Annotated in this window: 16 protein-coding genes; 6 read left to right on the top strand and 10 right to left on the bottom strand. The window is 50.4% G+C overall.

Annotation, left to right across the window (positions count from 1 at the left end; all coding sequences use genetic code 11):
• Nucleotides 1–168 precede the first annotated feature (168 nt).
• Nucleotides 169–2049: a maltodextrin glucosidase gene (malZ, locus tag C9I92_RS01330; protein WP_047885717.1), complete on the top strand. Its 1881-nt coding sequence runs from the start codon at nt 169–171 to the stop codon at nt 2047–2049.
• Nucleotides 2050–2110: 61 nt separating this feature from the next.
• Here the strand turns inward: malZ and C9I92_RS01335 are convergent, their stop codons facing one another.
• The gene (locus C9I92_RS01335; RefSeq protein ID WP_242551885.1) at nt 2111–4345 is read right to left on the bottom strand and encodes a response regulator; all 2235 of its coding nucleotides are present in this window, start codon (nt 4343–4345) and stop codon (nt 2111–2113) included.
• Nucleotides 4346–5063: 718 nt separating this feature from the next.
• Here C9I92_RS01335 and C9I92_RS01340 point away from each other — a divergent pair.
• On the top strand, nt 5064–6509 hold the full coding sequence (locus C9I92_RS01340) for a glyceraldehyde-3-phosphate dehydrogenase (protein ID WP_047885607.1): 1446 nt from the start codon (nt 5064–5066) through the stop codon (nt 6507–6509).
• A 241-nt stretch (nt 6510–6750) separates the two neighbouring features.
• Nucleotides 6751–7266: a peptide deformylase gene (def, locus tag C9I92_RS01345; RefSeq protein WP_047885718.1), complete on the top strand. Its 516-nt coding sequence runs from the start codon at nt 6751–6753 to the stop codon at nt 7264–7266.
• Nucleotides 7267–7696: 430 nt separating this feature from the next.
• Here def and ppsA read toward each other — a convergent pair whose 3' ends face one another.
• Nucleotides 7697–10063: a phosphoenolpyruvate synthase gene (gene ppsA, locus C9I92_RS01350; RefSeq protein WP_047885719.1), complete on the bottom strand. Its 2367-nt coding sequence runs from the start codon at nt 10061–10063 to the stop codon at nt 7697–7699.
• A gap of 219 nt (nt 10064–10282) precedes the next feature.
• Here ppsA and ppsR point away from each other — a divergent pair, with 219 nt between their 5' ends.
• Nucleotides 10283–11116, top strand: coding sequence for a posphoenolpyruvate synthetase regulatory kinase/phosphorylase PpsR (gene ppsR, locus C9I92_RS01355; RefSeq protein ID WP_047885608.1), 834 nt, complete (start codon nt 10283–10285; stop codon nt 11114–11116).
• 252 nt (nt 11117–11368) lie between these two features.
• Nucleotides 11369–12046, top strand: coding sequence for a hypothetical protein (locus C9I92_RS01360; RefSeq protein ID WP_146149652.1), 678 nt, complete (start codon nt 11369–11371; stop codon nt 12044–12046).
• Nucleotides 12047–12332: 286 nt separating this feature from the next.
• Here C9I92_RS01360 and fruA read toward each other — a convergent pair whose 3' ends face one another.
• The 3 genes from fruA to fruB are packed head-to-tail and all read right to left on the bottom strand — an operon-like array spanning nt 12333 to nt 16222.
• A complete protein-coding gene (fruA, locus tag C9I92_RS01365; RefSeq protein ID WP_047885610.1) occupies nt 12333–14123 on the bottom strand; it encodes a PTS fructose transporter subunit IIBC in 1791 nt (596 codons plus the stop codon).
• A gap of 21 nt (nt 14124–14144) precedes the next feature.
• Complete coding sequence (gene pfkB, locus C9I92_RS01370) at nt 14145–15104, bottom strand: 1-phosphofructokinase (RefSeq protein WP_169776031.1); 960 nt, start codon at nt 15102–15104, stop codon at nt 14145–14147.
• Entirely contained in the window at nt 15104–16222 is a 1119-nt protein-coding gene (gene fruB / locus C9I92_RS01375) for a fused PTS fructose transporter subunit IIA/HPr protein (protein ID WP_047885612.1), read from the bottom strand. Before fruB ends, pfkB begins: the two co-directional genes overlap by 1 nt.
• A gap of 395 nt (nt 16223–16617) precedes the next feature.
• Here fruB and cra point away from each other — a divergent pair, with 395 nt between their 5' ends.
• Entirely contained in the window at nt 16618–17616 is a 999-nt protein-coding gene (gene cra / locus C9I92_RS01380; protein WP_047885613.1) for a catabolite repressor/activator, read from the top strand.
• 149 nt (nt 17617–17765) lie between these two features.
• Here the strand turns inward: cra and C9I92_RS01385 are convergent, their stop codons facing one another.
• From C9I92_RS01385 to C9I92_RS01405, 5 genes are all read right to left on the bottom strand, one after another.
• Nucleotides 17766–19313 carry a GTPase family protein gene (locus tag C9I92_RS01385; protein WP_047885614.1) on the bottom strand — a complete coding sequence of 516 codons (1548 nt, stop codon included), beginning with the start codon at nt 19311–19313 and terminating at the stop codon, nt 17766–17768.
• The gene (locus tag C9I92_RS01390; protein ID WP_047885615.1) at nt 19294–20460 is read right to left on the bottom strand and encodes a YcjF family protein; all 1167 of its coding nucleotides are present in this window, start codon (nt 20458–20460) and stop codon (nt 19294–19296) included. The genes C9I92_RS01385 and C9I92_RS01390 overlap by 20 nt, the downstream gene beginning before the upstream one ends.
• A gap of 202 nt (nt 20461–20662) precedes the next feature.
• Nucleotides 20663–21784 carry an AI-2E family transporter gene (locus C9I92_RS01395; protein ID WP_047885616.1) on the bottom strand — a complete coding sequence of 374 codons (1122 nt, stop codon included), beginning with the start codon at nt 21782–21784 and terminating at the stop codon, nt 20663–20665.
• Entirely contained in the window at nt 21777–22448 is a 672-nt protein-coding gene (locus C9I92_RS01400) for a potassium channel family protein (protein WP_047885617.1), read from the bottom strand. The genes C9I92_RS01395 and C9I92_RS01400 overlap by 8 nt, the downstream gene beginning before the upstream one ends.
• A 12-nt stretch (nt 22449–22460) precedes the next feature.
• Nucleotides 22461–23351: an HlyD family secretion protein gene (locus C9I92_RS01405; protein ID WP_047885720.1), complete on the bottom strand. Its 891-nt coding sequence runs from the start codon at nt 23349–23351 to the stop codon at nt 22461–22463.
• Nucleotides 23352–23358 lie beyond the last annotated feature (7 nt).

The following is a 23358-nucleotide window of genomic DNA, read 5'->3' on the forward strand; positions in this document are numbered from 1 at the left end:
ACACACAGGTCAAATCCGCAAGCGTACATTTTTAATGTGCTGCAACAGACTGTTATTACAGCTACGCCCCGCACTACGCCTCCAAAAATTGAGGCAGGAGGATTTTATTTACCTGCAAAACCAGTAAGGTAGATCAACACTTCCATACAGGGGGCTATTAGTACAATGATGAATACGCCTTTTCTTTTCCACGGACAGGATCCATCGTGGATTGAAGTCACCGAACAGACTCTGAACCTTACACTGGTCAGCGATGCTGACACGCCAATTACCGCCATTTTTATTCGCTGCGAACCCGACAATGAAGAACGTCTTGTCGATATGGAGCGTGGCCAGCAGATGGGAAAACGGCAATTCTGGCACGGTCAAATTCCGCTGAATCAAGATAAAACCATGACGCATTACTGCTTTAAAGTCATGCAGAACAGCCGTCAGTGGTGGTTACATGCGCAGGGCATCAGCCCGCGAATGCCGAGCCGCCATCAGCATTTTAAATACAACCGACAAGATCACCCTCCGGGCTGGGTGAAACAGCAAGTGTTTTACCAGATCTTCCCGGATCGATTCTGCAACGGCGATCCGACAATCAGTGTTCAGGATCAGGAATATTGCCTGAGAGGGGATCAACTGCCTGTTATCGCCAAACAGTGGGGAGACGCGGTATCCGGCCATGACAATAATGAAGAGTGCGACAACCGCAACGGTGCCAGTGAGTTTTATGGTGGCGATCTGCAAGGCATTCACTCCAAGCTGGATTACCTGGCTCAACTCGGCGTCACCACGCTCTATCTGAACCCGATTTTTAGTGCCCCCAGCAACCATAAGTACGACACCACCGACTATCTGCGAATTGATCCGCACTTAGGTACGAATACACAGTTTGCCGAACTAGTGGCAGATATTCATCGCCGTGATATGAAAATCATCCTTGATGCGGTATTTAACCACACCTCGGTTGATCATCCGTGGTTTGATAAATACGGCAGACAAACGTCTACGCCAGGTGCTTACAATCATCCGGGTTCTCCGTATCGGGACTATTACCAGTTTGACGGCGCCACCAACCAGTACATCGGCTGGAACGGCATCGATACCCTGCCCAAGCTGAATTTCTCCAATCCGGAAGTTCAGAACTACCTTTACGCAGGTGACAACGCCGTTATCAAAACCTGGCTGCGGCCACCTTACAATATTGATGGCTGGCGATTTGATGTCATTCATATGTTGGGTGAAGGAGCCGGAGCAAAAAACAATGCCCATTACGTGAAAGCCTTTCGCGAGGCGGCGAAATCAGTAAATCCGGACTGCCTGATTCTCGGCGAACACTTCTTTGAAGCGACCCAATGGTTGCAGGGCGATCAGGAAGATGCGGCAATGAACTATTTCGGATTCGCCCACCCGGTGCGGGCCTTCTTTGCCCATAAAGATATTGCCTATCACAACTGCCAGATTGACGCCGAAGAACTGATCGCCTGGCTGGATGAAGCTCGGGCACAAATTCCGTGGCAGAACCAGTTGGCGCAGCTGAACCAGCTCGACAGCCATGACACCATGCGTTTTTTCACCCTGCTTGATGGCGATGAAGCCACCATGCAACTGGCACTGCTGATGCTGTTTGCGTACGTCGGTACACCGTGCCTGTATTACGGTACTGAAGTCGGGATGGAAGGCGGGATGGATCCGGATAACCGCCGTTGCTTCCCATGGGATAGCATTACCCAGCCAACCGAAAAAATCAGCAATACCTTTCAATATGTCCGTCAGCTTATTGAGCTGAGGAAGACGCGTCCGTCTTTACAGGCAGGTAGCTTGCAGTGGCTACATGGACAGAATAATGCGCTGGCTTTTTCTCGCTCAACAGAGCAAGAAACCACACTTTGTTTAATCAACAACAGCGACCATGCGGCGACCTTTACCCTGCCTCTGTGGCAGGTAGGCATAGAGGAAGGGACACTGACCGATCTGCTGACCGGGGATGAATGGAGTTGCAAACATGGCGAGCTGTCTCTGACGCTGGCGGGGAAAGAAGGTGTGCTGCTGAGTCACTGAATCTGACCGAAACGTCATTCAAAACAGATGAATAAAGAACAGGAGCCTGATGGTTCCTGTTTTATTTTGGCTGCTTTGCCTCTAGTACCGTCCACAGCGCCTGAAACAGTTCAGTTTTAAAGACGGGCTTGGTGACAAAATCGTTCATCCCGGCATTCAGGCAACGTTGTCGCTCAGTCTCCGAAACATTAGCTGTCAGCGCCACAACGGGAAGTTGATTGCTACCGTAGTATCGCCTGATGGCAGCCGTGGCCTCGATACCGTTCATCTGCGGCATCTGGCAGTCCATCAACACCACATCCGGTTGGTCGGCCTTCACGGCAGCCACCGCTTGCCGCCCGTCATCAGCAAATCTAATGCGGCTCATCCCCATCGACACCAGCAGGGCTTTTACTAACAGCTGGTTCACCTTGCTGTCGTCTGCCACCAGAACAGAGCACGCCTTAAACCGGGATAAATCACATGTCCGGAATGCCTCTTCAACAGGGAGGGTTCCCTGCGTGGCCTGATTCGCCGTCAGCGTCAGACAACATTCCACGCCTTTGCCTTTACTGCTGTTCAAGCGCAACCTGGCACCCATCAGCTTCGCAAGTCGACTGGCAATGGTCAGCCCGAGGCCAAGACCACCATAATGTTCTGCCACTGCAGCATCGGCCTGTATAAAAGGACGAAACACCGCCTGTAGACGATTGACAGGAATCCCTCCCCCGGAATCCTGAATGCGAATATCGATATCAACATAGGACAGCGGCACGCGTTCACTGACGGAACGGTCACCTTCCGGCTCGCCATTTTGTAACAATACTGCCGCTTGAGGTGTTAACGTCACACTCACCCTGATCTCACCGTCATCGGTAAACTTCACCGCATTATCCAGCAAGCAGCCAATGATTTTTTGCAGATGCTGGGTATCAAGCATGACGGGCAGATTAGCATCAGACGGAAGCCTGACATCCAGCCGAAGCCGCTTCTCTGTCGCGCGAGCAGTAATGTTATCGACACACTGCCTAACCAGTTGCGACACCCGCACGCACTGCATCTCGGTCACCACATCACCTTGCTCCAACCGAAGATAATCCAGCAAACCCTCGATCGAATGATTCAGTGTCAACGCGGCCTGTTTAATAAACGCGGTCTGCTCCAGCATCGGTGACACAGTTTCTACTGTTGACGCTGGTGTTGGCGCTGCTATTTCCGCCTCTTTTGCCGCTGGTAGAATTTCATCTTTATGGCTTTTCGCTTTTGCTACGTCACTTGCCTCTTTATCTATTCCTTTATTTCTTCCTTTATCTCCTCCTTTATATAGCGGCTTATCAGACAAAGCATGCTCATGTTCAAGGCATTGCACAAAGCCCAGAATGCCATTTAACGGCGTACAGAGCTCATGACTAACATTCGCCCATATATCAGGATATTGTTTCAATTGGGATGATACCGAGGAATCGAACGTTGATGGTGCTGGTTGCCGACAATCGCGAAGTTCTTCTGTTAACTGTTCGGTCATTGCCAAACCCGTTTCAAGCAGGCGTCGGGACTCCTGAGATTGCCTGTGAAGCCAGCGGTAGAGAATCACAAAAGCGGCACTAAGGCTCATCAGATAGATCACCAGCAGAGGCAGTGCTTTGCTGAAGGCGCTAAACCACATTACCGCAATACAGTAGTCAACCTGATACACCATCGACTTTTGAGGCGGGTCCCCCAGGCTCCCCGTAATATTGAGGGTCCACAATGGATACCCTTTCACCGAAGGGCAACACACAGAAGAGCAAAGCTGTGATTCACCAAGCTCTGATGCTTCAAGTTCTGTTGCTTCAAGTGCTGATACAGCAATCTCTGATGTACAAAGCCCTGAAGAACAAATTGCCTCCTCGCTTTGCCGGTGCGCCAGACGCGTACCGATAACCTCTACGCTGTTAACCTTATTATCCCCGGATAGAGTGACAACCAACCGGGTAATGTTGTCGTCATGCTTAAACAATTGCTCAACCAAGGCCTCAGCGTGCTTCAGGGTGAACGCCTCTTCCTTCAATCGGTCATCCGTCATGTACGGCATACCGGTTTTTGAGGGTGTTTCTGTTTTAGCAAACACGTCGGTGTCGACAGGCATAACCGGATGATCAACCCCACCCGCTTTGCCCGGCGCCTTCGCTCTGACATAGGCAGACCGCTCAGCACCGAGCGGCTGAGCCATACTCATCGCCAGTTGAACTGACTGTTCCGCTCTCAGCACCGTCAGCTTCGTGACGTAGAGCACCACCATCAGCAGGCTCATTACCATCACAAAGCTATAAATCATCACGATCACTCGTCCCAGCCTATGCTGTAGCCCAAATTGAGTTCGCCATGGGCGGCAAGTCGGCCTAAACCGGGAATGATCTGAACCAGAATGCACCATTGAGCTTCCTCATCACACATTCGGTGTTCCGCAGGCTGAGTTCTAAGTCGCAGGCACTGAGCCATCACAACCCAGTCACCAATACCCAACCATCAGGATTCCGAATGATACAGTTGCCACCTAACGCCTATCGCCTGTTGCTTGTGCTTGTGCTTGCTAGGCACATGCAACAACCACTAGACTTGCGAAGGGACGACTGTTTGAACGTTAAAAATGAAGGAGCAAAAAATCTGCCAACTTTGGGTAGGAAATAACCAATTGATTTTTAATGAGGTCTTTAAGGAAAAATCAGAGGGACAGCCTTAAAGCGGCGTATTACCGGATTCTGGATGCAAATTGAAAAGAATTTACTCAAAAAGCGGTGATATTTCATTCGCTAATTATCTGCTAAAAAAAAGTGCTCGGTAAGTTAAATGTGTTACATAGACGTTCACTCAAAGTTTGCGCACCATCACCTTTTATCACCGTTTTAGATCACATTTATAAATCATTAATTTTACTAGGATAAAAACGACGCAAACGTTACACTTCCCGCCATCAAAAATCATAACAATAACATCACAAGCCGAAAATAACGGTTTTACCTCTATCTTCCCTAAGTGAAAGGTCCAAACGAAAGATGAGTCCAGAAAAATACCTGCTAGACTGGCAAACCAGCCAAACCGACGCCGAAACCATCGCTCCACTGCTAGGTCAGCTATATCGCCAAAAAGGTGTAGAAGTGCTGCTATTTGGTCGTCAGGTAGTTAACACTTCAGTGATTGATCTAATCAAATCACACCGTCTGGCCCGCCGTTACACCGGCTGCGAAGTTTCACCGACTCAAACCCTGCCTTTAATCCAAGCGCTGACTGAACTGGATCTCTCTCCTTGTCGTATCGATGTCGGCCAACTTGCCGCGACATACTGGAAAACTAACAACGACGAAAGCAATATTCAGGACTTCCTGCAAACTGCACTGATTGAATCCATCAACAGCACGCAGTCTGTCGAAGCTCGTGACGTTGTTCTGTACGGCTTTGGTCGTATCGGCCGTCTGCTTGCTCGCCTGCTTATCGAGAAAAGCGGCCAGGGTTACCCTCTGCGCCTGAAAGCTATCGTTGTTCGTGGCGGTAAAGGTGGTGACCTGGAAAAACGTGCCAGCCTGCTGCGTCGTGACTCAGTACACGGCCAATTCAATGGCAGCATCACTGTTGACGAAGAGCGCAAAGCCATCATCGTTAACGGTAACTACATCCAGGTTATTTACGCGAACAGCCCTGCTGATGTTGATTACACCACTTACGGCATCAACAACGCACTGGTTGTTGATAACACCGGTATCTGGCGTGACAGCGAAGGTCTGAGCCAGCACCTGGCTTCCCCTGGCGCAGCGAAAGTTCTGCTGACCGCTCCAGGTAAAGGCGATATTAAGAACGTTGTATTTGGTGTGAACGAATCTGTGATTCTGGAAAATGACACCATCATCTCAGCCGCTAGCTGTACAACTAACGCCATTACGCCAGTACTGAAAGCGATTAACGACAAGTACGGCATTGACTCTGGTCACATCGAGACTGTTCACTCATACACTAACGACCAGAACCTGATCGATAACTTCCACAGCGGCGAGCGTCGTGGTCGTTCTGCATCACTGAACATGGTTCTGACTTCAACAGGTGCTGCGAAAGCTGTAGCTAAAGCGCTACCTGAACTGAGTGGTAAGCTGACTGGTAACGCAATCCGCGTACCGACACCAAACGTGTCTATGGCCGTTGCTAACCTGAACCTAAACTCAGAAGCTGAGAAAGACGAGCTGAACACATACCTGCGTGAGATGGCGCTGAACTCACCGCTTTCTGGTCAGATTGATTACACGCAATCAACTGAAATCGTATCCAGCGACATCGTAGGCTCACGCCACGCGGGTGTTGTTGACGGTGCAGCAACTATCGCTCAAGGAAAACGTTGCGTACTGTACATCTGGTACGATAACGAATTCGGCTACAGCTGCCAGGTTGTTCACTGTATGGAACAAATGATGGGTGTTCGTTACAAAACTTACCCAGAATTTGCTAAGAAATAAGCCCTACACATAATAATAACACTGTTGTACTTTTGAATTTGCCGCCATGTTTCCTGGCGGCTTTTCTTTATCTGCAACTTTTCTGCTTACAAACATTCACCTCCCCCTCTCTCACAGAGTCTTTCCGCAAACCACCACAACATCCCCTGCAACTGCCCTCTTTAAACAAATCTCAAAAACACAGCTTAAAACAGGTATTATCCGGTCTCAGGATCGAAAGATGTTTAACAAGAAGGATATTATGGCCATTTTAGACATACTCACCGCACCAGACCCAAGACTCAAGGTACAAGCCGAAAAAGTTGATGATGTTAAAGCGGTGCAACAACTTATTGATGACATGCTGGAAACACTTTACGCCACCAGCAATGGTATAGGTTTAGCCGCTACTCAGGTCGGCAGGAAAGAAGCCGTTGTTGTTATCGATCTTTCCGAGCAACGTAATGAACCTTTGATACTGATTAACCCTGACGTGGTCAGTGGGGCACATAAAACAATGGGACAGGAAGGGTGCTTATCGGTTCCTGACTATTACGCCGATGTCGAGCGCTACAGTTCGGTCGTTGTCTCGGCGCTTGACCGCAATGGAACTCCAATCACCATTGAAAGTGACGATTTTCTTGCCATTGTGATGCAACATGAAATTGACCACCTAGCCGGCCATTTATTCATTGATTACCTTTCGCCGTTAAAGCGCCAATTGGCATTAAAAAAGGTGAAAAAACACCTGAAAGCCAAATCCTTACCAGCAAAGTAAGCGTGTCGTCAGACATTCCTCAGCGTTTGATACCGCCGGATTTGCTTGATACTTAGAATTTCGCTTCATATAGCCTGCTAGAGCCTCTGAGGCTTAATATCCGGGTGCTATTAACATTCGACTTCATCGAGGCTCTTATGGTCTGCTACAGCGCTTTAGGGCGGTTTTGAAACTCAGGTCATTAACTAAGGTCAATAGTTGCTGTGATTTGGATGACGTTGCTTATGGATGAGCTATAAATGCCTTGGCTGTGAATACCGCGATTCTGAAAGCTGTACTTCTGAGAGCTATGCTTCTAAATATGTGCTTCTAAAGGCTGGGAGTCTGCATTTTGAGCTTCGCAAAACAAAAAGCCTGCAACTTTCATTGCAGGCTTTTTCATTCAGCGTTTCGCAGTGATCAGATCATTGCGAGGTAAGCTGGTATGGAATTATTGTTTTGAACCCAGGTGTAGCCAGGTTTCAACAACTGTATCCGGGTTCAGAGAAACAGAATCGATGCCCTGCTCCATCAGCCACTGTGCCAGATCATCGTGATCCGACGGGCCCTGACCACAAATACCAACGTATTTACCCGCTTTGTTCGCCGCTTTAATGGCCATGCTCAGCATCGCTTTCACCGCTTCGTTACGCTCATCGAACATGTGCGCAATTTCACCGGAGTCACGGTCCAGACCCAGCGTCAGCTGTGTCATGTCATTTGAACCGATTGAGAAGCCGTCGAAGTACTTCAGGAAGTCTTCCGCCAGAATCGCGTTAGAAGGCAGCTCACACATCATGATGACTTTCAGGCCATCTTCACCACGGCGCAGGTCGAATTTCGCCAGTAGGTCGATGACAGACGCTGCTTCGCTGACTGTACGCACGAATGGGATCATGATTTCTACGTTCTTCAGACCCATGCGGTTACGAACACGTTTAATCGCTTCACACTCCAGTGCAAAACAATCCTGGAACTTAGGTGAAATGTAGCGAGACGCACCACGGAAACCGATCATCGGGTTTTCTTCCGTTGGTTCGAAGTTCACACCACCTACCAGGTTACGGTATTCGTTTGACTTGAAGTCAGACATACGAACAATCACACGCTTCGGCCAGAAGGCTGATGCCAGTGTTGAGATCCCTTCAGTCAGTTTCTCAATGTAGAACTCAACCGGATCGCTGTAGCCTACAATGCGTTTGTCGATTTCAGCTTTCAGCTCATCAGACTGCTCGCTGTAGTTCAGCAATGCTTTCGGGTGAATACCGATCATCTTGTTGATGATGAATTCCAGACGGGCCAGACCAACACCTTCGTTTGGAATACAAGCGAAGTCGAAAGCACGATCCGGGTTACCCACGTTCATCATGACTTTCAGAGGCAGGGTTGGCAGGTCATCTACCGCTGAGCGACGAACTTCAAAGTCCAGCTCACCTTCGTAGATGTAACCAGTTTCACCCTGAGCACAAGAAACCGTTACTTGCTGACCAGTCTTCAGCAGTTCAGTCGCATCGCCACAACCCACTACTGCCGGAATTCCCAGCTCACGGGCAATGATAGCTGCGTGACATGTACGGCCACCGCGGTTAGTCACGATAGCTGCCGCTTTTTTCATCACTGGTTCCCAGTCAGGGTCAGTCATGTCAGCAACCAGTACGTCACCTTTCTGAACCTGATCCATCTGAGACAGGTCAGATACCACACGAACCACACCACTACCGATACGCTGACCGATTGCACGGCCTTCAATCAGAGCTTTACCTGTGCCGTTCAGGTGGAAGCGTTCCATCACACTCGCATCATCACGAGAACGAACGGTTTCCGGACGAGCCTGAACGATGAACAGCTCACCAGTGATTCCGTCTTTTGCCCACTCGATATCCATTGGACGACCGTAGTGTTTCTCGATGATCAGCGCCTGTTTCGCCAATTCTTCGATTTCCTGGTCGTTCAAAGAGAACTGGTTGCGCTCTTGAGCAGACGTTTCCAGTGTCTCAACCTGAGTACCCAGTGCTTTACCGTCAGCGTAAACCATCTTAATCAGCTTAGAACCGATTGTACGGCGTACTACTGCCGGGTTACCGGCTTCCAGAGTTGGTTTGTGAACGTAGAACTCGTCCGGGTTCACCGCACCCTGTACAACCATTTCACCCAGACCCCATGAAGAGGTCACGAACACGACCTGGTCAAAACCAGACTCGGTGTCCAGGGTAAACATTACGCCTGAAGACGCTTTGTCTGAACGCACCATGCGCTGAATACCAGCAGACAATGCAACACCTTTGTGGTCGAAACCCTGGTGCACACGGTAAGAAATCGCACGGTCGTTGAACAGAGAAGCAAATACATGCTTAACCGCTTCAATAACAGAGTCGATACCGCGAATATTCAGGAACGTCTCCTGCTGGCCTGCGAACGAGGCATCCGGCAGGTCTTCTGCAGTTGCAGAAGAACGTACCGCGACAGACAGCATGTCGTCACCTTCGCCCAGCTCGGCGTAACATTTGCGGATATCATCTTCCAGGTCTGAAGGCAGCGGTGCATCCAGAACCCAATTACGAATAGTTTCCCCAGCCTGTTGCAGTGCGTTGACATCGTCAACATCCAACGAGTCCAGCAACTGGTAAATTCGCTCGTTCAGCGAATTCGCCTCCAGAAACTGGTTAAACGCATATGAGGTTGTCGCATAGCCATTTGGCACTTTAACGCCAGCGTTTGCCAGGTTAGCTACCATTTCACCTAATGAAGCGTTCTTTCCACCCACTTTATCAACATCGTTCATTGACAAAGCATCGTACCAGACAACATTCTGTTGCACGGTCATTCTCCTTTATTGGATTCAACAGGTTATATTGGGGCAGTTTCAGGCTAAACGATTGCGCCATCGTTTAAAAAAAACGCGGTCGCAACCGGTATTACCTTCCTATGCAAACGTCACACTCAAAAATGTAAACGAGGCATAGCCACCCTGTGTGGTTATTGTTATAAGTAATATTGAGCTTTAAGCTACAGAAATTTTTTAAGGATTCAACTTTTTATGCAGCCCAAAACTAATTTTCGTGACGTGTTTTACGTTTCTGATGGTACAGCGATTACTTCTGAGACACTTGGCCATGCTGTTCTGGGACAATTTGACATTGAAACCCGCCAAACGACCCTTCCCTTCGTCGAAACCATCGAACGAGCGGAATCTGTACGACGAAAAATTGAAGCGGCCTACGAAGAAACCGGTATCCGACCGCTTGTCTTCTATTCCATTGTAATCCCTGAAATAAAAGCGGTTATTGAGCAAGGCCCAGCGCATTTTTATGACATTCTGAACTCGCTGGTTGTCCCCCTGAAAGACGACCTTCAATTAGAGCCGAGACCAATGCTGCAGCGGTCTCACAGCATCAATAAAGATGCTGCCAGCTACCAGGATCGTATTGCCGCTATTGAATATACCCTTGCCCACGATGATGGTATTTCTCTCAACAATCTTGATCAGGCCGACATCATTTTGTTAGGTGTGTCACGTTGTGGAAAGACCCCTACCAGCCTCTATTTAGCCATGCAATTTGGAATTCGCGCCGTGAATTATCCTTTCATTGCGGAAGATATGAAGAGCCTGGTTCTGCCGAAAGCGATTGAACCCTATCGTTACAAAACCTATGGCCTGACTATCGATCCAGAACGTCTGGTTACCATTCGTCAGGAACGTTATGCCAACAGCCAGTACGCCAGTGCGATGCAGTGCGAGCAGGAACTGGACAAAGTGGAGGCCATGTTTCGCCGTGAAGCAATCCCTTATCTCAACACCAGCTCTCTGTCGGTAGAAGAAATTTCAACCCGTCTGCTGGACATGAGCGGGTTAAAGCGAAAGATGTGCTAAGCCGCTAAGAAGACTGACCGTTCAGCCTCGGCTATATGCCACTGTGGGCAGGTTCAAACCTGCCCCATTTATCTCAACTCAAGGTCTTATTCTTGTCTCAGCGCAAAATCTCATTCCTGAGAGCAAAAAAATCACACGCTTTCAGTCACTTATTATTTTCTTAATTTTCTCCCCGTTATTCGTCAAAAAATTATCAGTTCTTGCAATATGCTTATCCTGAGCTTCAGAAATTATTATAACGAGGTTCCTAGCATGATTAGGCCAGCGCTAACAATTCTCACGACCGTTCTTTTATTTGGCTGCGGCGGAGGTGGCTCAGACGGAGACCCCACCCCTTCTGTCAGTTCAATGGATGATATCAGTGTCAGAAAAGCCGGGATTGATTTAATTAATATTGTTAATGAATCAATCGACTTTTATGTCAAACAGACATCCGACAGTTCTCAGTTATTCGACGGCAATAATAAAGTTGCGACAGTGTTGGATAACGATGGACAATATCATTCAATTAGCTGGACCACATCAACACCAACAAAAGTCAATATTGGTGTGACCGATACCAATAGCCAGACTTTTGTTAATCAGGTGGATGATGTTTTGCTGAATAACTCAGAGAAGCTCTGGGCAGTATCCTGGGCTGACAGTGGTGACCTGATGCTGTCCACGGATCTGCATACACCATCACCGGTTGCAGAAAAATACCGAATCAGGATATTTACAACGAAAGATACTCAGGTATTAACTCTGTCATCGGCGATGTCGACAATAGAAGTAAAAAAAGGCACCTTTTCACCCCACATGACATTAGACAATTGTAACGGTGAACTTTATTTAGGTGCGAACTCTGCCGATGTTTGTAATTTAGATATTGGGAAGTCATATCTTTTGGTGACTGATGGGGAACATCTGTTGTTAGCAGCAGAGGAATAATAACAATAAAAAAGAAATATAAAATAAATAAAAAACAAACTGGGAAATATAATAACGATAAAACTTGCGCTTTAAATTAATTATACGCAGGGAAAGTCTACTTATAACTAGTGCGTCAATCAGAGCTTGCTGTACATTGTACAGCATTGGGGGAGCGTCACTCTGAAACCTAAATAAGGTGACCACGACACAAAATCGTAGGCAGCGGTGGCAACAGCCCCGGCAATTTATGCCGGGGCTTTTTTTAGGATTTCAGAAACGAAACCTGATTATTTTGCTGTACCACTTACTTTGCCTGCGCCGCGACCAACAATTCTTCATCCGATTTCTTCAGGAAAGCGTACGTCACACCGGTAACGATAGTACCGGCAGCAATCGCGACCAGATACATGAACACGGGTGTGATTGCATTCGGAATCAGCAGAACAAACAACCCACCGTGCGGAGCCATCAGTTTTGCGCCGAACAACATCGACAATGCCCCAGTCAACGCGCCACCCATCATACAACTAGGGATCACTCGCATTGGGTCACGGGCTGCGAAAGGTATCGCCCCTTCTGAGATAAAGCACAGTCCCAGAACAAAGGAGGCTTTACCGGCTTCTGCTTCGTTAGCATTAAACTTGCGTTTAGCCAGAAACGTCGCCAATCCCATCCCCAGCGCCGGTACCATACCAGCCGCCATAATGGCCGCCATCGGAGCATAAGTTTGTGAAGCCAGCAGTCCTACACCGAAGGTGTACGCTGCTTTGTTCACCGGACCACCCAGGTCGAAACACATCATGGAACCCAGAATAATCCCCAGCAGAACAGCATTTGCTGACCCCATGTTATTTAGGAAATCAGTCAGTGCTGTCATTGCCGTCGAAACCGGGCCACCCACCACATAAATCATGATAAGACCGGTGACCAGGCTGGCAACCAGAGGAATAATTAGGATAGGCTTCAACGCTTCCATCGACTGTGGCAGTCTGACTTTATCTGCGACAAATTTCGCGGTATAACCGGCAAGGAAACCGGCTACGATCCCCCCCAGGAAACCGGCACCCGTTGAGCTAGCCAGCATACCACCAATCAGACCCGGCGCCAGTCCAGGACGATCCGCAATCGAAAATGCGATATAGCCTGCCAGCACCGGAACCATCAGCGCAAACGCCGAACCCCCGCCGATGCTCATCAGGGCCGCTGCCAGTGTGCCTTCTTCTTTAAATGCCTCAATACCGAATACGAACGACAGCGCAATAGCCAGACCACCAGCCACCACCAGCGGCAGCATGTGTGACACCCCGGTCATCAGGTGTTTATAGGCACCGGCTTTCTCTTGCTTTTGTTCACCGTCAGACGCCTGACCACCCTGATGGCGATAAACCGAGGCCGTTGAGAAAGCTTTATCCAGTTCGGAGGCTGTTTTCTTCAGTGCCAGACCCGTACTGGTTTTATACAGTTTCTTACCGTCAAAGCGCGATAAATCCACTTCGATATCCGCTGCGATAATAACTAGATCCGCCGCCGCGATTTCTTCAGCCGTCAGCTGGTTTTTTGCGCCCACCGAACCACGGGTTTCAACCTTGATCTGATGCCCCTGACGCTTGCCTTCATCTTCCAGCGCTTCAGCTGCCATAAAGGTGTGCGCCACCCCGGTCGGACAGGCCGTAATCGCCACAATCCGCTTGGTGCCAGAAACGAGTAACGCTTCACTCGATGCACTTTGCCCAGAACTTAGCCCTGAGCTTGGTATAGAGCTTGGCTCGACGCTATCAGCAGTCTGCAATGCAGCGGCATTGGTTACGGCAGTTTCAAGGAAAGCTTTTGGATCGGCCAGACAGTCAGCAATACAGGCCTGATAAACTTTCTTACCCACAAAACGACGAGTATCGACCGCCGTGTCAGCAACGATAACAATACAGTCTGCATCATCAATTTGTGCCTGAGTCAGTGTCTTACCCGCGACGACTGAAGACTGGCACTCAATACTCGTTGTCCATTTCAGATCGGCGGACGCTTTTTCCATCAATCCCGCCGCAATCACACTGTTTGCAATACCGCTAGGGCACGCTGTTAGAATCGCTAATTTCATATCAAAACCCTCTGATCCGCGTTAGCACGTCACGTTATCAATCCGGACACTTTCTTTTACTTTCAGCACTTGCTCGATGTCTTCCACACCGACGCCGACCTGACTCACGGCCAGCGCAGACAATGCCGTTGCAAAACTCAGTGTCTCTTCTTTGTTCCAATTATTCAGGTGTCCCCAGCACAGCCCGGCGACTAATGTGTCACCGGCCCCGACAGTACTTACCACTTGCATTTTCGGAGGCTGAGAACGCAGCCAGCCGTCTTTGTCCAGCCACATCACTCCTTCAGCCCCTAGTGATACCACCACATTGGCGATCGCTTTGGTTGCCAGCTGCTCTGCGGCCGATTTAAGCTCTGCTTGATGAGCCAGCGGCTTGCCCGCCCAGTCAGACAATTCTTCATCATTGGGTTTCACCAGCCATGGTGCGGCTTCGAGACCCGCCGTCAGCGCGGCTTTGCTGCTGTCAAACAGCACTTGCTTGCCTTGCTCATGCAGTGTTGCGATCCATTGTGCGCATTGTTCAGGCGACAAACCGCGCGGCAGACTGCCTGAGATAACAAACACATCGTGGGTTTCCGCCAGCGTAAACAAGGTGCGTTCGAACGCAGCAATGTCATCCGCCCCGACTTCAACACCCGGGAAATTAATGTCGCTGACACGGCCGTCCTGTTCCACCAGCTTTACGTTTATACGGCTGGCACCTTTCACCCGGACAAAGGCATCTTCTGCACCCAGCTCGGCAAACAGTTGACAGAAAGGCTCCTGATTATCCGCTCCCAGCAAACCGGTCACGGTCACTTTCGCCCCGAGTTCGGCCAGTACTTTGGCAACATTGACGCCTTTTCCAGCCGGATGCAGACTGCCGCTTTCCACCAGATTCACCGCGCCCGGCGTCAGGGATGCCAGATTACCGGTCAGATCCAGCGCCGGATTCAGGGTAACAGTGACAACACGTGGTGCATTTTGATTGACCTGACTCATCATCTGCCCTCACCCAGACCATCGGCAATGGCCTGACCAATAGCGGCCAGCGCCTCATCAGCGTCATCACCTTGCGCTGTAAAGGCCAGCTCATGACCTTGTTTAACCCCAAGGGCGATCACTTTCATCAGACTCTTGGCATTCACGGCTTTACCATCCCCATTCAGGTTGGCAACCAGAATGTTGGCATCAAATTTCTTCGCAACACTGACCAGCATCGCTCCCGGACGGGCATGCAGACCATGCGGGTTACGAATTTTGAACGTCTGGCTGTTGCCTTCAATCACTTCTTCGGTCAGCAGCGCAACGATCTTGTCAGCAGCAGAGGTGAACAGTTTATCAGCCTGCTGCTTGTACAGCAGTTGCGCCAGGTAAGTGAGATTTTTTACATGTGCGCCATTACACGCAGCCACAAACAGCAAGCCTTTTACCGGCTGCCCCTCTTCCTTAAAGGCTGTAGCAGGAGTGACCAATGACAGCGTGGTACGAGTAACACCGGCTCGGCTTTTTGCCAGCCATAATCCCTGCCCCAGATACGTCGCGCCTGTTGCGATGGCTGCTGCCACGGTTTCGTTCGTGGCAGACTGACGGTTTTTCACCAAGCCGGCCGCCACGGCCGTCAGCTGAATCAGATCGGTCGCCGGGAACTCGAGCTGAATCAGTGAGTCATCAAAATCGGCTTCCAACTGTGTTTCACCGTTCAGAATCGCGATCAACCCTTCTGCGTTTGCTGCGGTACGCAGTTTTTCCTCCACGCCGTCAGCGGACAGCACTTTGGTCAGTTGCTTGAGAATGCCAAGGTGTTCATCCGATTTGGCAGCAATACCAATTGCCAGATACACGGTTTTGTCATCCCCCCAGCTGACGCCCTGCGGAAAATGATGAATACGCACGCCAGTCTGCTTAACCAGACCGCGGGTATCTGTTGTACCGTGCGGAATCGCAATGCCGTTGCCAAGAAAAGTGGAATTCTGTGCTTCCCGATCCAGCATCCCCTTCACGTAACCCGTTTCAACCAGCCCCTGCTGCTCCAGACCGGCCGCAATGGCTTTGATGGCTTCCTGCTTGTCTGCCGCAGCTTGCTGTAGCTGAATATCTTTTGTCGATAACGTCAGCATGTATTCACTCCCATTCTGTTCAACCCGGTGAGGATGTCCTGCCTCTTCCCGTCTAAGTCTAGTCTACCCCTTGCTTGCTGAATCGTTTCAGCAAAAGGGGGAAATAAAAAGTTTCAGCACAATAAATGGAATAACTCGCTCTCTGCTGAAACCTTTCAGCTTGAATGCTGAATGGTTTCAGCTAATAATGCAAATGTGTTCGACGGTTCATGATTCAATCTATGATCCGCCGCACAAAACAGGATCGGGAAGCCGTTACCCTAGCCATTCAGGATCCATGATCCTGAATGGCTCACCGGGGCGAATGCCTTTTCGGAACGAGACAGCCTTTGCGTATGCCGACCAAGCCAGTAGAATGCAACGGTCTGCCTACCTCGTTAAGAAAAAGAAATCACATGAAGCTAGACGAAATTGCCAAACTTGCCGGAGTCTCCCGCACGACAGCCAGCTACGTCATTAACGGCAAAGCGGAGAAATACCGCATCAGTGACAAAACCCAGCAAAAAGTCATGGCGGTGGTTAACGAACATAACTTTCGTCCGGATCATGCGGCCACGTCACTGCGGGCAGGCAGCAGCCGTTCGTTTGGCCTGATCATTCCCGATCTGGAAAACAGCAGCTATGCCAAACTGGCAAAATTGCTGGAGAGCAATGTTCGTCAGGCGGGTTATCAGCTGATCATCTCCTGCTCTGATGATGATCCGGAGACCGAAATGAAAGTGGCTGACACCTTGTTAAGCCGCCGCATTGATGCCCTGCTTGTGGCCAGTTCGCTGCCCAGTGACAATGCGTTTTACAAACGGATTCAGGCCAGCGGTGTGCCGGTGGTTGCCATCGACCGTGCACTTGATGATGAAGTGTTTGCCAGTGTGATCAGTGAGGATCTGGACGGAGCCTATGCCCTGACGCTTAGCCTGTTGCAGGAAGAGGTATCCAGTATTGGCCTGATCGGCGCAGTACCTGAGCTGGGTGTGTCCCGTGAACGTGAACAGGGTTTCCTGTCGGCAGTTCGAACTTACAGTCAGCAGAAAGATCAGCCTGAAGTGAAAACCCTGATTGCCAATGGCGATCATTTCAGCCAGAAGCAAGGGCAATACCTGGTGGAACAATGGATTCAGCAGAACATCATGCCAGATGCGATTCTGGCCACGTCTTACACCCTGTTTGAAGGGGTTCTCGATGCCCTGCTTGCGAATCCTTCCCTGATGCAGCGCACGCGACTGGCAACATTTGGTGATAACCGGTTACTGGATTTTCTGCCGATGAAAATACAGTCGCTGCCTCAGCAATTTGAACTGATTGCGGACAGTGCGCTGGAGCTGACACTCAATGCGATTGCGGGACGTTACCGGGCGGGCGTTGAGGTGATCCCGCGCAAAATCGTTAATCGTTAATCAGAAAAACAGTTCAGAACAATAATTCAGAAGAACAGTTACCGCCGACTGTTCCGTGGAAGCGGCGATAACTGCTTACTCATGGCGTTTAAGTTTTGCATTTATGACACGTGCACCTATCTAAAATGCACCGCTCACAAATACAGTAATCAGGTAAACCACTGACTCAGTGCGACTTTACTCAGTCGATACAGCCGTTTCGCCTGATCGCCTAACGCGCCACGCGCATGCTCAATCCGACGCCGGTTGAGCTGTGTATTAACGCCATCCTCAAACGCTGCCAGCAGGCTTTCCCCCACTTTCTCCAGCTGATAGGCCGGTTGCTGATCTGGCATGGCAATCACCACTGCATCATCCGGCTGCAACTGAGCGATGTTGTATGCCAGTGCCGCCTGAATATTCTCAGCTTTCCGGTTGGTCGGCTGGTCCAAACAATACGGAGGATCCCATTCGGTAACCGGCGACAGACGATCCACTTGATTCAGCAGCATGATGATCTTAGGCCGCTTGCGGCTGCGATGTTCCGGTTGCTGATAAAAAGCATCAATCACCTGTTTGAAGGCGACATCAAGCTGTCTGGCTGGTTGATTGGCTTTTACGACCCAGAGCACCACATCGCTGTTCGTCACCTGTTTCAGCAGTAATTTCTGATTGGCTTCGGTTCCGTCTATACCGGGCAGATCCACCAGATGAATACAATCAATGCCTTCCACCTCGCATTTATGGATCACTACACTGTCAGTTGTCGGAATAGCATTCACCTCGGCGACCAGGTTTCCGATAAAGGCATTAATCAGCGACGATTTACCGGCACTGATCTGCCCCAGCAGAGCGACCCGCAACGGCTCGATTTCGGCCGCAAGGTGACTCTGATCGGTTTCGTGACCATGACTTTCCCCCAGTTCATCGTCAGCCAGAGCAAACCGGCCGCTGTACAGGTCAATGGCAACTGAGATCACCTCTTGCATCAGCACCTTCTTCAGTTTGTATTGCACATCCACGTTCACTTCATCAAACAGGTAACCCAGCACTTGTCCCCGGGCTTCAGCAATCCATCCGGCAGGCGTGACCAGTCGAAACAACCGGTAAACATCATAGACCTGTTTGGCCGTATCCAGCTTCTCTTTGTACAGGTAACCCTGTTTAAGGGTTGACAGTTTCAGCTGCTCAGCAAAAGGCACATGGTTGAGCAGAAACCGGCGGTATCGCTGACTGACGTTTTCCAGCATCAGCAAAAACTCCGGCGCAGTAAAAGCCAGCGCCTTCCCCTGCCGTTCTGGATGGTATTGCCCGGCCACTTCCATCGCCAAATCTGTGCCCAGTTCACGCAGTGAAGGCCAGGTCGTGGTTTTATCAAGCCTTGCATCCAGCTCTCGGTTCAACGCTTGCCAGACCTCGCGTTCGAATCTGCCCCATTCACCAGAAGGCGCAACCTGATAGTCCCCTTCCAGCTCGAAATCGGTCATAGCTTCCACGTTAGCCCGGCGTCGCTGTAAGCTGAGATAACCGATTAGCACCAGCAAAGCCGATCCGGCCAGCACCAAAGACAGCAGTAACCAATAGTCATTCTGAAACACACTGACCAGCCCGAGCCCGGCCAGCACCAGTAACGGCAGCGTCAGGGCTGCCATGAGCAACGGCACGACACCGGCGGACAGACGAGATAACACCCCGAGGCTATTTTTTGTTCTTTTCATTATGATCTCCGGCCTTGTCGCGCAATCCGTTAACGCCACTGGCTTTTACCTGTTTCAATGCCTCTTCAAACACGCTTTTCACGTCCTGCGCAGTCACCGATTCCCCTTTACTTAGGTGGTAGAGGTACTTACAGGCGGCACGTCCGATGGCATAGGTCATGGCAAAGCTGACCGCAACAGCCACCGCGCTGCCGACGGTCTGGCCATACACTGGCACCAGCTTGACGATTTGTCTGACCCCGAGTTTGGTCAGGTACTTAAGGGCAAATGTTCCTCCCAGCAGACCGACAAACTCGACAAAACGCTGCCGTGTCCATGTCACGCCGTAGTGACCGCCCAGACTGTGCAGCATTTTGCCCTGAATAGCCGGGACCGAAACCAGCCCTACCGCGGGCAACGCATCGGATGCCCCCGCTGTACCGGCATACCACAATACTTCCCGCTGCAAGGTCGCAAAATTCCTATGTTCCGCGTCTTTATGCTGCTGCTCCTGACGCAGCAAATACAACACCGGCATCAACTCGGCCATCTGCGCCGTCAGGGCTGACCAGCCATGCGGTACCTGCGAACCAGTACTATCCGAAGACTCAAAAACAGCAAAATCCACCTCGACCGAAGTGAACGACTTTCCCCAGACTGCCGTGACCTGCGCCTGGTTATGGGCTATCGCCTGCTGGCGCTGATCACGTTGCGGAATGGATAAACAACCGGTATGCACCAGCAGCAACGACTGGATTCGGGCATCTTTACGGATTTTTTCCAACGCGTGCAGCACGTCACCCTGCTCAGGCTCTTCAGCTTTCATGACGACGATCAGTGCATGGCTCTGACTCAGGCAGGCGGCAATGTCTTCTGCCGGATCATAACTGGCTTCCGCCAGTCCCCGAGTATCAAGAAATCGAATGATCGGATTATCCTGCGGAAATGCATAAGCCACTGAGGTTTGCGTGCAGGGTTGAAAACCATTGCCGATTTCAATTGCGCTGTTTCCGGTCACGGATTCAATCAGAGAAGACTTGCCCGCACCGGTTTTTCCCAGTAACCAGAGCGTGGGCAACTGGGCTTCCCATTGCTCACTGGCGGCAGAAAGATCAGGATTTTTGGATGGATTCAGGTATTGATAAATTTGTTCAAAGAACTGCTGCATGACAACCCCGTTGCTTGCGATACTGCGACCACGATAACAGACTCAAAAGGTTTCATATAGCAACTGTATAGTGCTGCTGGTAGCAGAATAACGCCCTCGGTAGCCAGATAGCGCCTTTTCCTCCGGGCGTGACCGAACGAACAATACCAGGCGGTGGGATAAACTCAGCCCCGTCGTCAGGTGTCAGACGGGGCTGATAACGTCAGTCCTCGGTATTTAGGGCCGTCTCGTCAGCCTTTTCAGGCTGGCCGACCGGCGTTCTCACCCAATGGGTGAACAGTTCGTACCAGATAGCCAGTACTACGGCTCCCACAAACAAACCGATGATTCCTGAGACCAGCATCCCGCCGATGGCACCAATCAGGATAACCGGCATAGGTATTTCGACACCCCGTCCCATTAGCATGGGTTTCAGGATATTGTCCGACAAGCCAGCTAGCAGAACCCAGACCGTAAAGATGGTCGCCGGCGTCGTATCCATGTACGAAAAGACATAAATGATCACCGGCAGCACAATTATCAGTGCCGGTAACTGGGCAATCGCCAAAATAAAGACCAGCAGTGTCAGACCGCCTGCCGCCGGAATACCGAAGACGAAAAACGCCGCGCCAATCAGAATGGCCTGAATAAAAGCCACCCCAACCACACCCAGCAACACACTGCGAATCGTTGCGGCAATCAGGCTTGCCCACTGTTCCCCTTTCGGGCCGGCTATCCGTATCGACACGGTTTTGACCGCTTTCGACATGGACTCCGCATTAGCCATAAAGGCGGCGGCAATCAGCAGGGAAATGACGGACATCACCACCGTGATCACCCCGCTTCCAAGGATGCCCGCAAACGCCCCGACGGCGGTTTTAATCTGCGGCAGATAATTGGTGATGGCTTGCTCCAGGTTGGTAGAGAATAATGACCAAATACTGTAGAGCTTGTCCCCTATCACCGGAATGGCCGCTATCCGGTCGGTCGGGCCGGGAATACGAATCTCTCCGGCCTGAAACACCTCCGTGAGCCTGATAATGCCATCATAAATTGACCCCATGACCAGAATCAGCGGCACAATCAGCACCAGCACACCGAGCAATGCCAGCAGCGTGGCGGCCAGACTTTCCTTGCCGTTGAGCCAGTTAGCCAGCTTTTTGGTCACCGGCATCAGCGCCACCGCAATAATGGCCCCCCACAGCACCGGGATAAGAAAGGGTTTAATGATGTCATAGGTCCACACGACCAGCACAAACAGCAAACCAATTCGAATGGCTGACTCGACCATGTTGTTGATAAAGGCACTGCTCGATTCTGAGTGTTGCGGATTTTGATTATTCATCATGCTTTTCCTGATTACTCTGACTGGCACCAACAAGGCTGGCTACCACAATAGCCATATAGAACACACCGGCAATCGCTTCCAGATACACGACAACCTGAGCAAACGGCGTCACCGGGCTGATATCACCGTAGCCCAGCGTTGTAAGGGTCACGAAGCTGAAGTAAGCAACATTGGTAAAGTTCAGCCCCCAATCCTGATATTCCAGCCCGTCAAAAGAACTAGGCGAAAATTCCAGAATTAACAAATAAAGAATCGCCCATATCAGCCCCAGCAACAGAAAGAGCGCGAGCGAGCCAACCACTTTGTTGTTATCAATCGATCCTGTGAACAGGATCTGCCGAACAATGGCTTTAAAGGTGCCGATAAAAAACATGAGCATCAACAACATCATGGCAATGTCGACCTGCGTAATGCCGAAGACATTTTTGCTGATTGCCAATACGACCCAGATAATCATGATAGTCATCAAAAAACGATACCATCCGACGGCAAAGCGGAGGCTGATCAGGCAGACGAGAAAAGTAAAAATCGTGATGGCCTGAAAAATTGTGTCCAACCAGTTCTGTTTAATGACCATGCCGAGTGACGTGGAAATCAACAAAATGATCAGGGCCAGCGTCATGTAGTAGAAATTGTTCTGCTCGGTGATTTTTCGCCCCATCCTACCGCCTCCTCATTGGTTCTGTTGCTTGTCTGATTGGTCGAGGACCATGACCGACGCTGTCATACCGAATCGCAGGTGAACTCCTTCCGGCAGATCGCCAACCATAATGCGCACCGGAATACGCTGTGCCAGCCGGATCCACTGGAAAACCGGGTTAACGTTAGGTAGCAGGTTATAGCCGACACTGCCGTCCTGCGGGGCAATCCCCCAACCCAGTGAGTCGACCACCGCATCAATTGGCTGCTCCGGATACGCCATCAGCGTCACTTTGGCATCATCCCCAATGTGAATACGAGACAGCTCATTTTCACGGAAGTACGCAAACACCCAGAAGCTGTTAACATCCACCAGTGCCAGCAACGGCTGATTCGCGACGGCCTGCGTTCCCTCCCGGATATCCAGGTTGGAGACATAGCCATCGACCGAAGCCACAATCCGGGTAAACTCAAGATTCAGTTTAGCCGCATGTACTTTCTGCTCCGCAATACGAATTTGCACCAGCGATTCCTGATAGCTGATTTCCCTACGGGTTAAGTCTTTCAGCGACACCGCGCCACGATCTTTGGCCTGAATATCCAACAACCGGTCGTATTCGATTTTTTTGCCCTTGGCGCTGATACGGGAACGCTCCAGTGCCGATTCAGCCTGAGACAGCGCAACATCAAAGGTGGTCGGGTCAATTTCAAACAGCAAATCCCCTTTGCGCACAAACTGGTTGTCTTTCACCGCCACCGTTACCACCGGGCCGGAAACCCGCGGTGCCACTTTCACAATATTGGCCCTGACCTGTCCGTTTCGGGTCCAGGGATTGGCAAAATACTCCTCGTATTTCTGGTAGCCGAAATACACCGCCCCGCCAATGATCAGGACATTAATCAGCACCACGATGAGCTTTTTAATTTTTTTC

This window comes from Photobacterium ganghwense, from assembly GCF_003025595.1.
In the GTDB taxonomy this organism is placed as follows: domain Bacteria; phylum Pseudomonadota; class Gammaproteobacteria; order Enterobacterales; family Vibrionaceae; genus Photobacterium; species Photobacterium ganghwense.

Bases quoted from the DNA above. Each gene is read 5' to 3' on its own strand.
- malZ (WP_047885717.1), top strand. From the start codon at position 169: ATGAATACGCCTTTTCTTTTCCACGGACAGGATCCATCGTGGATTGAA.
- C9I92_RS01335 (WP_242551885.1), bottom strand. From the start codon at position 4,345: ATGATTTATAGCTTTGTGATGGTAATGAGCCTGCTGATGGTGGTGCTC.
- C9I92_RS01340 (WP_047885607.1), top strand. From the start codon at position 5,064: ATGAGTCCAGAAAAATACCTGCTAGACTGGCAAACCAGCCAAACCGAC.
- def (WP_047885718.1), top strand. From the start codon at position 6,751: ATGGCCATTTTAGACATACTCACCGCACCAGACCCAAGACTCAAGGTA.
- ppsR (WP_047885608.1), top strand. From the start codon at position 10,283: ATGCAGCCCAAAACTAATTTTCGTGACGTGTTTTACGTTTCTGATGGT.
- C9I92_RS01360 (WP_146149652.1), top strand. From the start codon at position 11,369: ATGATTAGGCCAGCGCTAACAATTCTCACGACCGTTCTTTTATTTGGC.
- fruA (WP_047885610.1), bottom strand. From the start codon at position 14,123: ATGAAATTAGCGATTCTAACAGCGTGCCCTAGCGGTATTGCAAACAGT.
- pfkB (WP_169776031.1), bottom strand. From the start codon at position 15,104: ATGAGTCAGGTCAATCAAAATGCACCACGTGTTGTCACTGTTACCCTG.
- fruB (WP_047885612.1), bottom strand. From the start codon at position 16,222: ATGCTGACGTTATCGACAAAAGATATTCAGCTACAGCAAGCTGCGGCA.
- cra (WP_047885613.1), top strand. From the start codon at position 16,618: ATGAAGCTAGACGAAATTGCCAAACTTGCCGGAGTCTCCCGCACGACA.
- C9I92_RS01385 (WP_047885614.1), bottom strand. From the start codon at position 19,313: ATGAAAAGAACAAAAAATAGCCTCGGGGTGTTATCTCGTCTGTCCGCC.
- C9I92_RS01390 (WP_047885615.1), bottom strand. From the start codon at position 20,460: ATGCAGCAGTTCTTTGAACAAATTTATCAATACCTGAATCCATCCAAA.
- C9I92_RS01395 (WP_047885616.1), bottom strand. From the start codon at position 21,784: ATGAATAATCAAAATCCGCAACACTCAGAATCGAGCAGTGCCTTTATC.
- C9I92_RS01400 (WP_047885617.1), bottom strand. From the start codon at position 22,448: ATGGGGCGAAAAATCACCGAGCAGAACAATTTCTACTACATGACGCTG.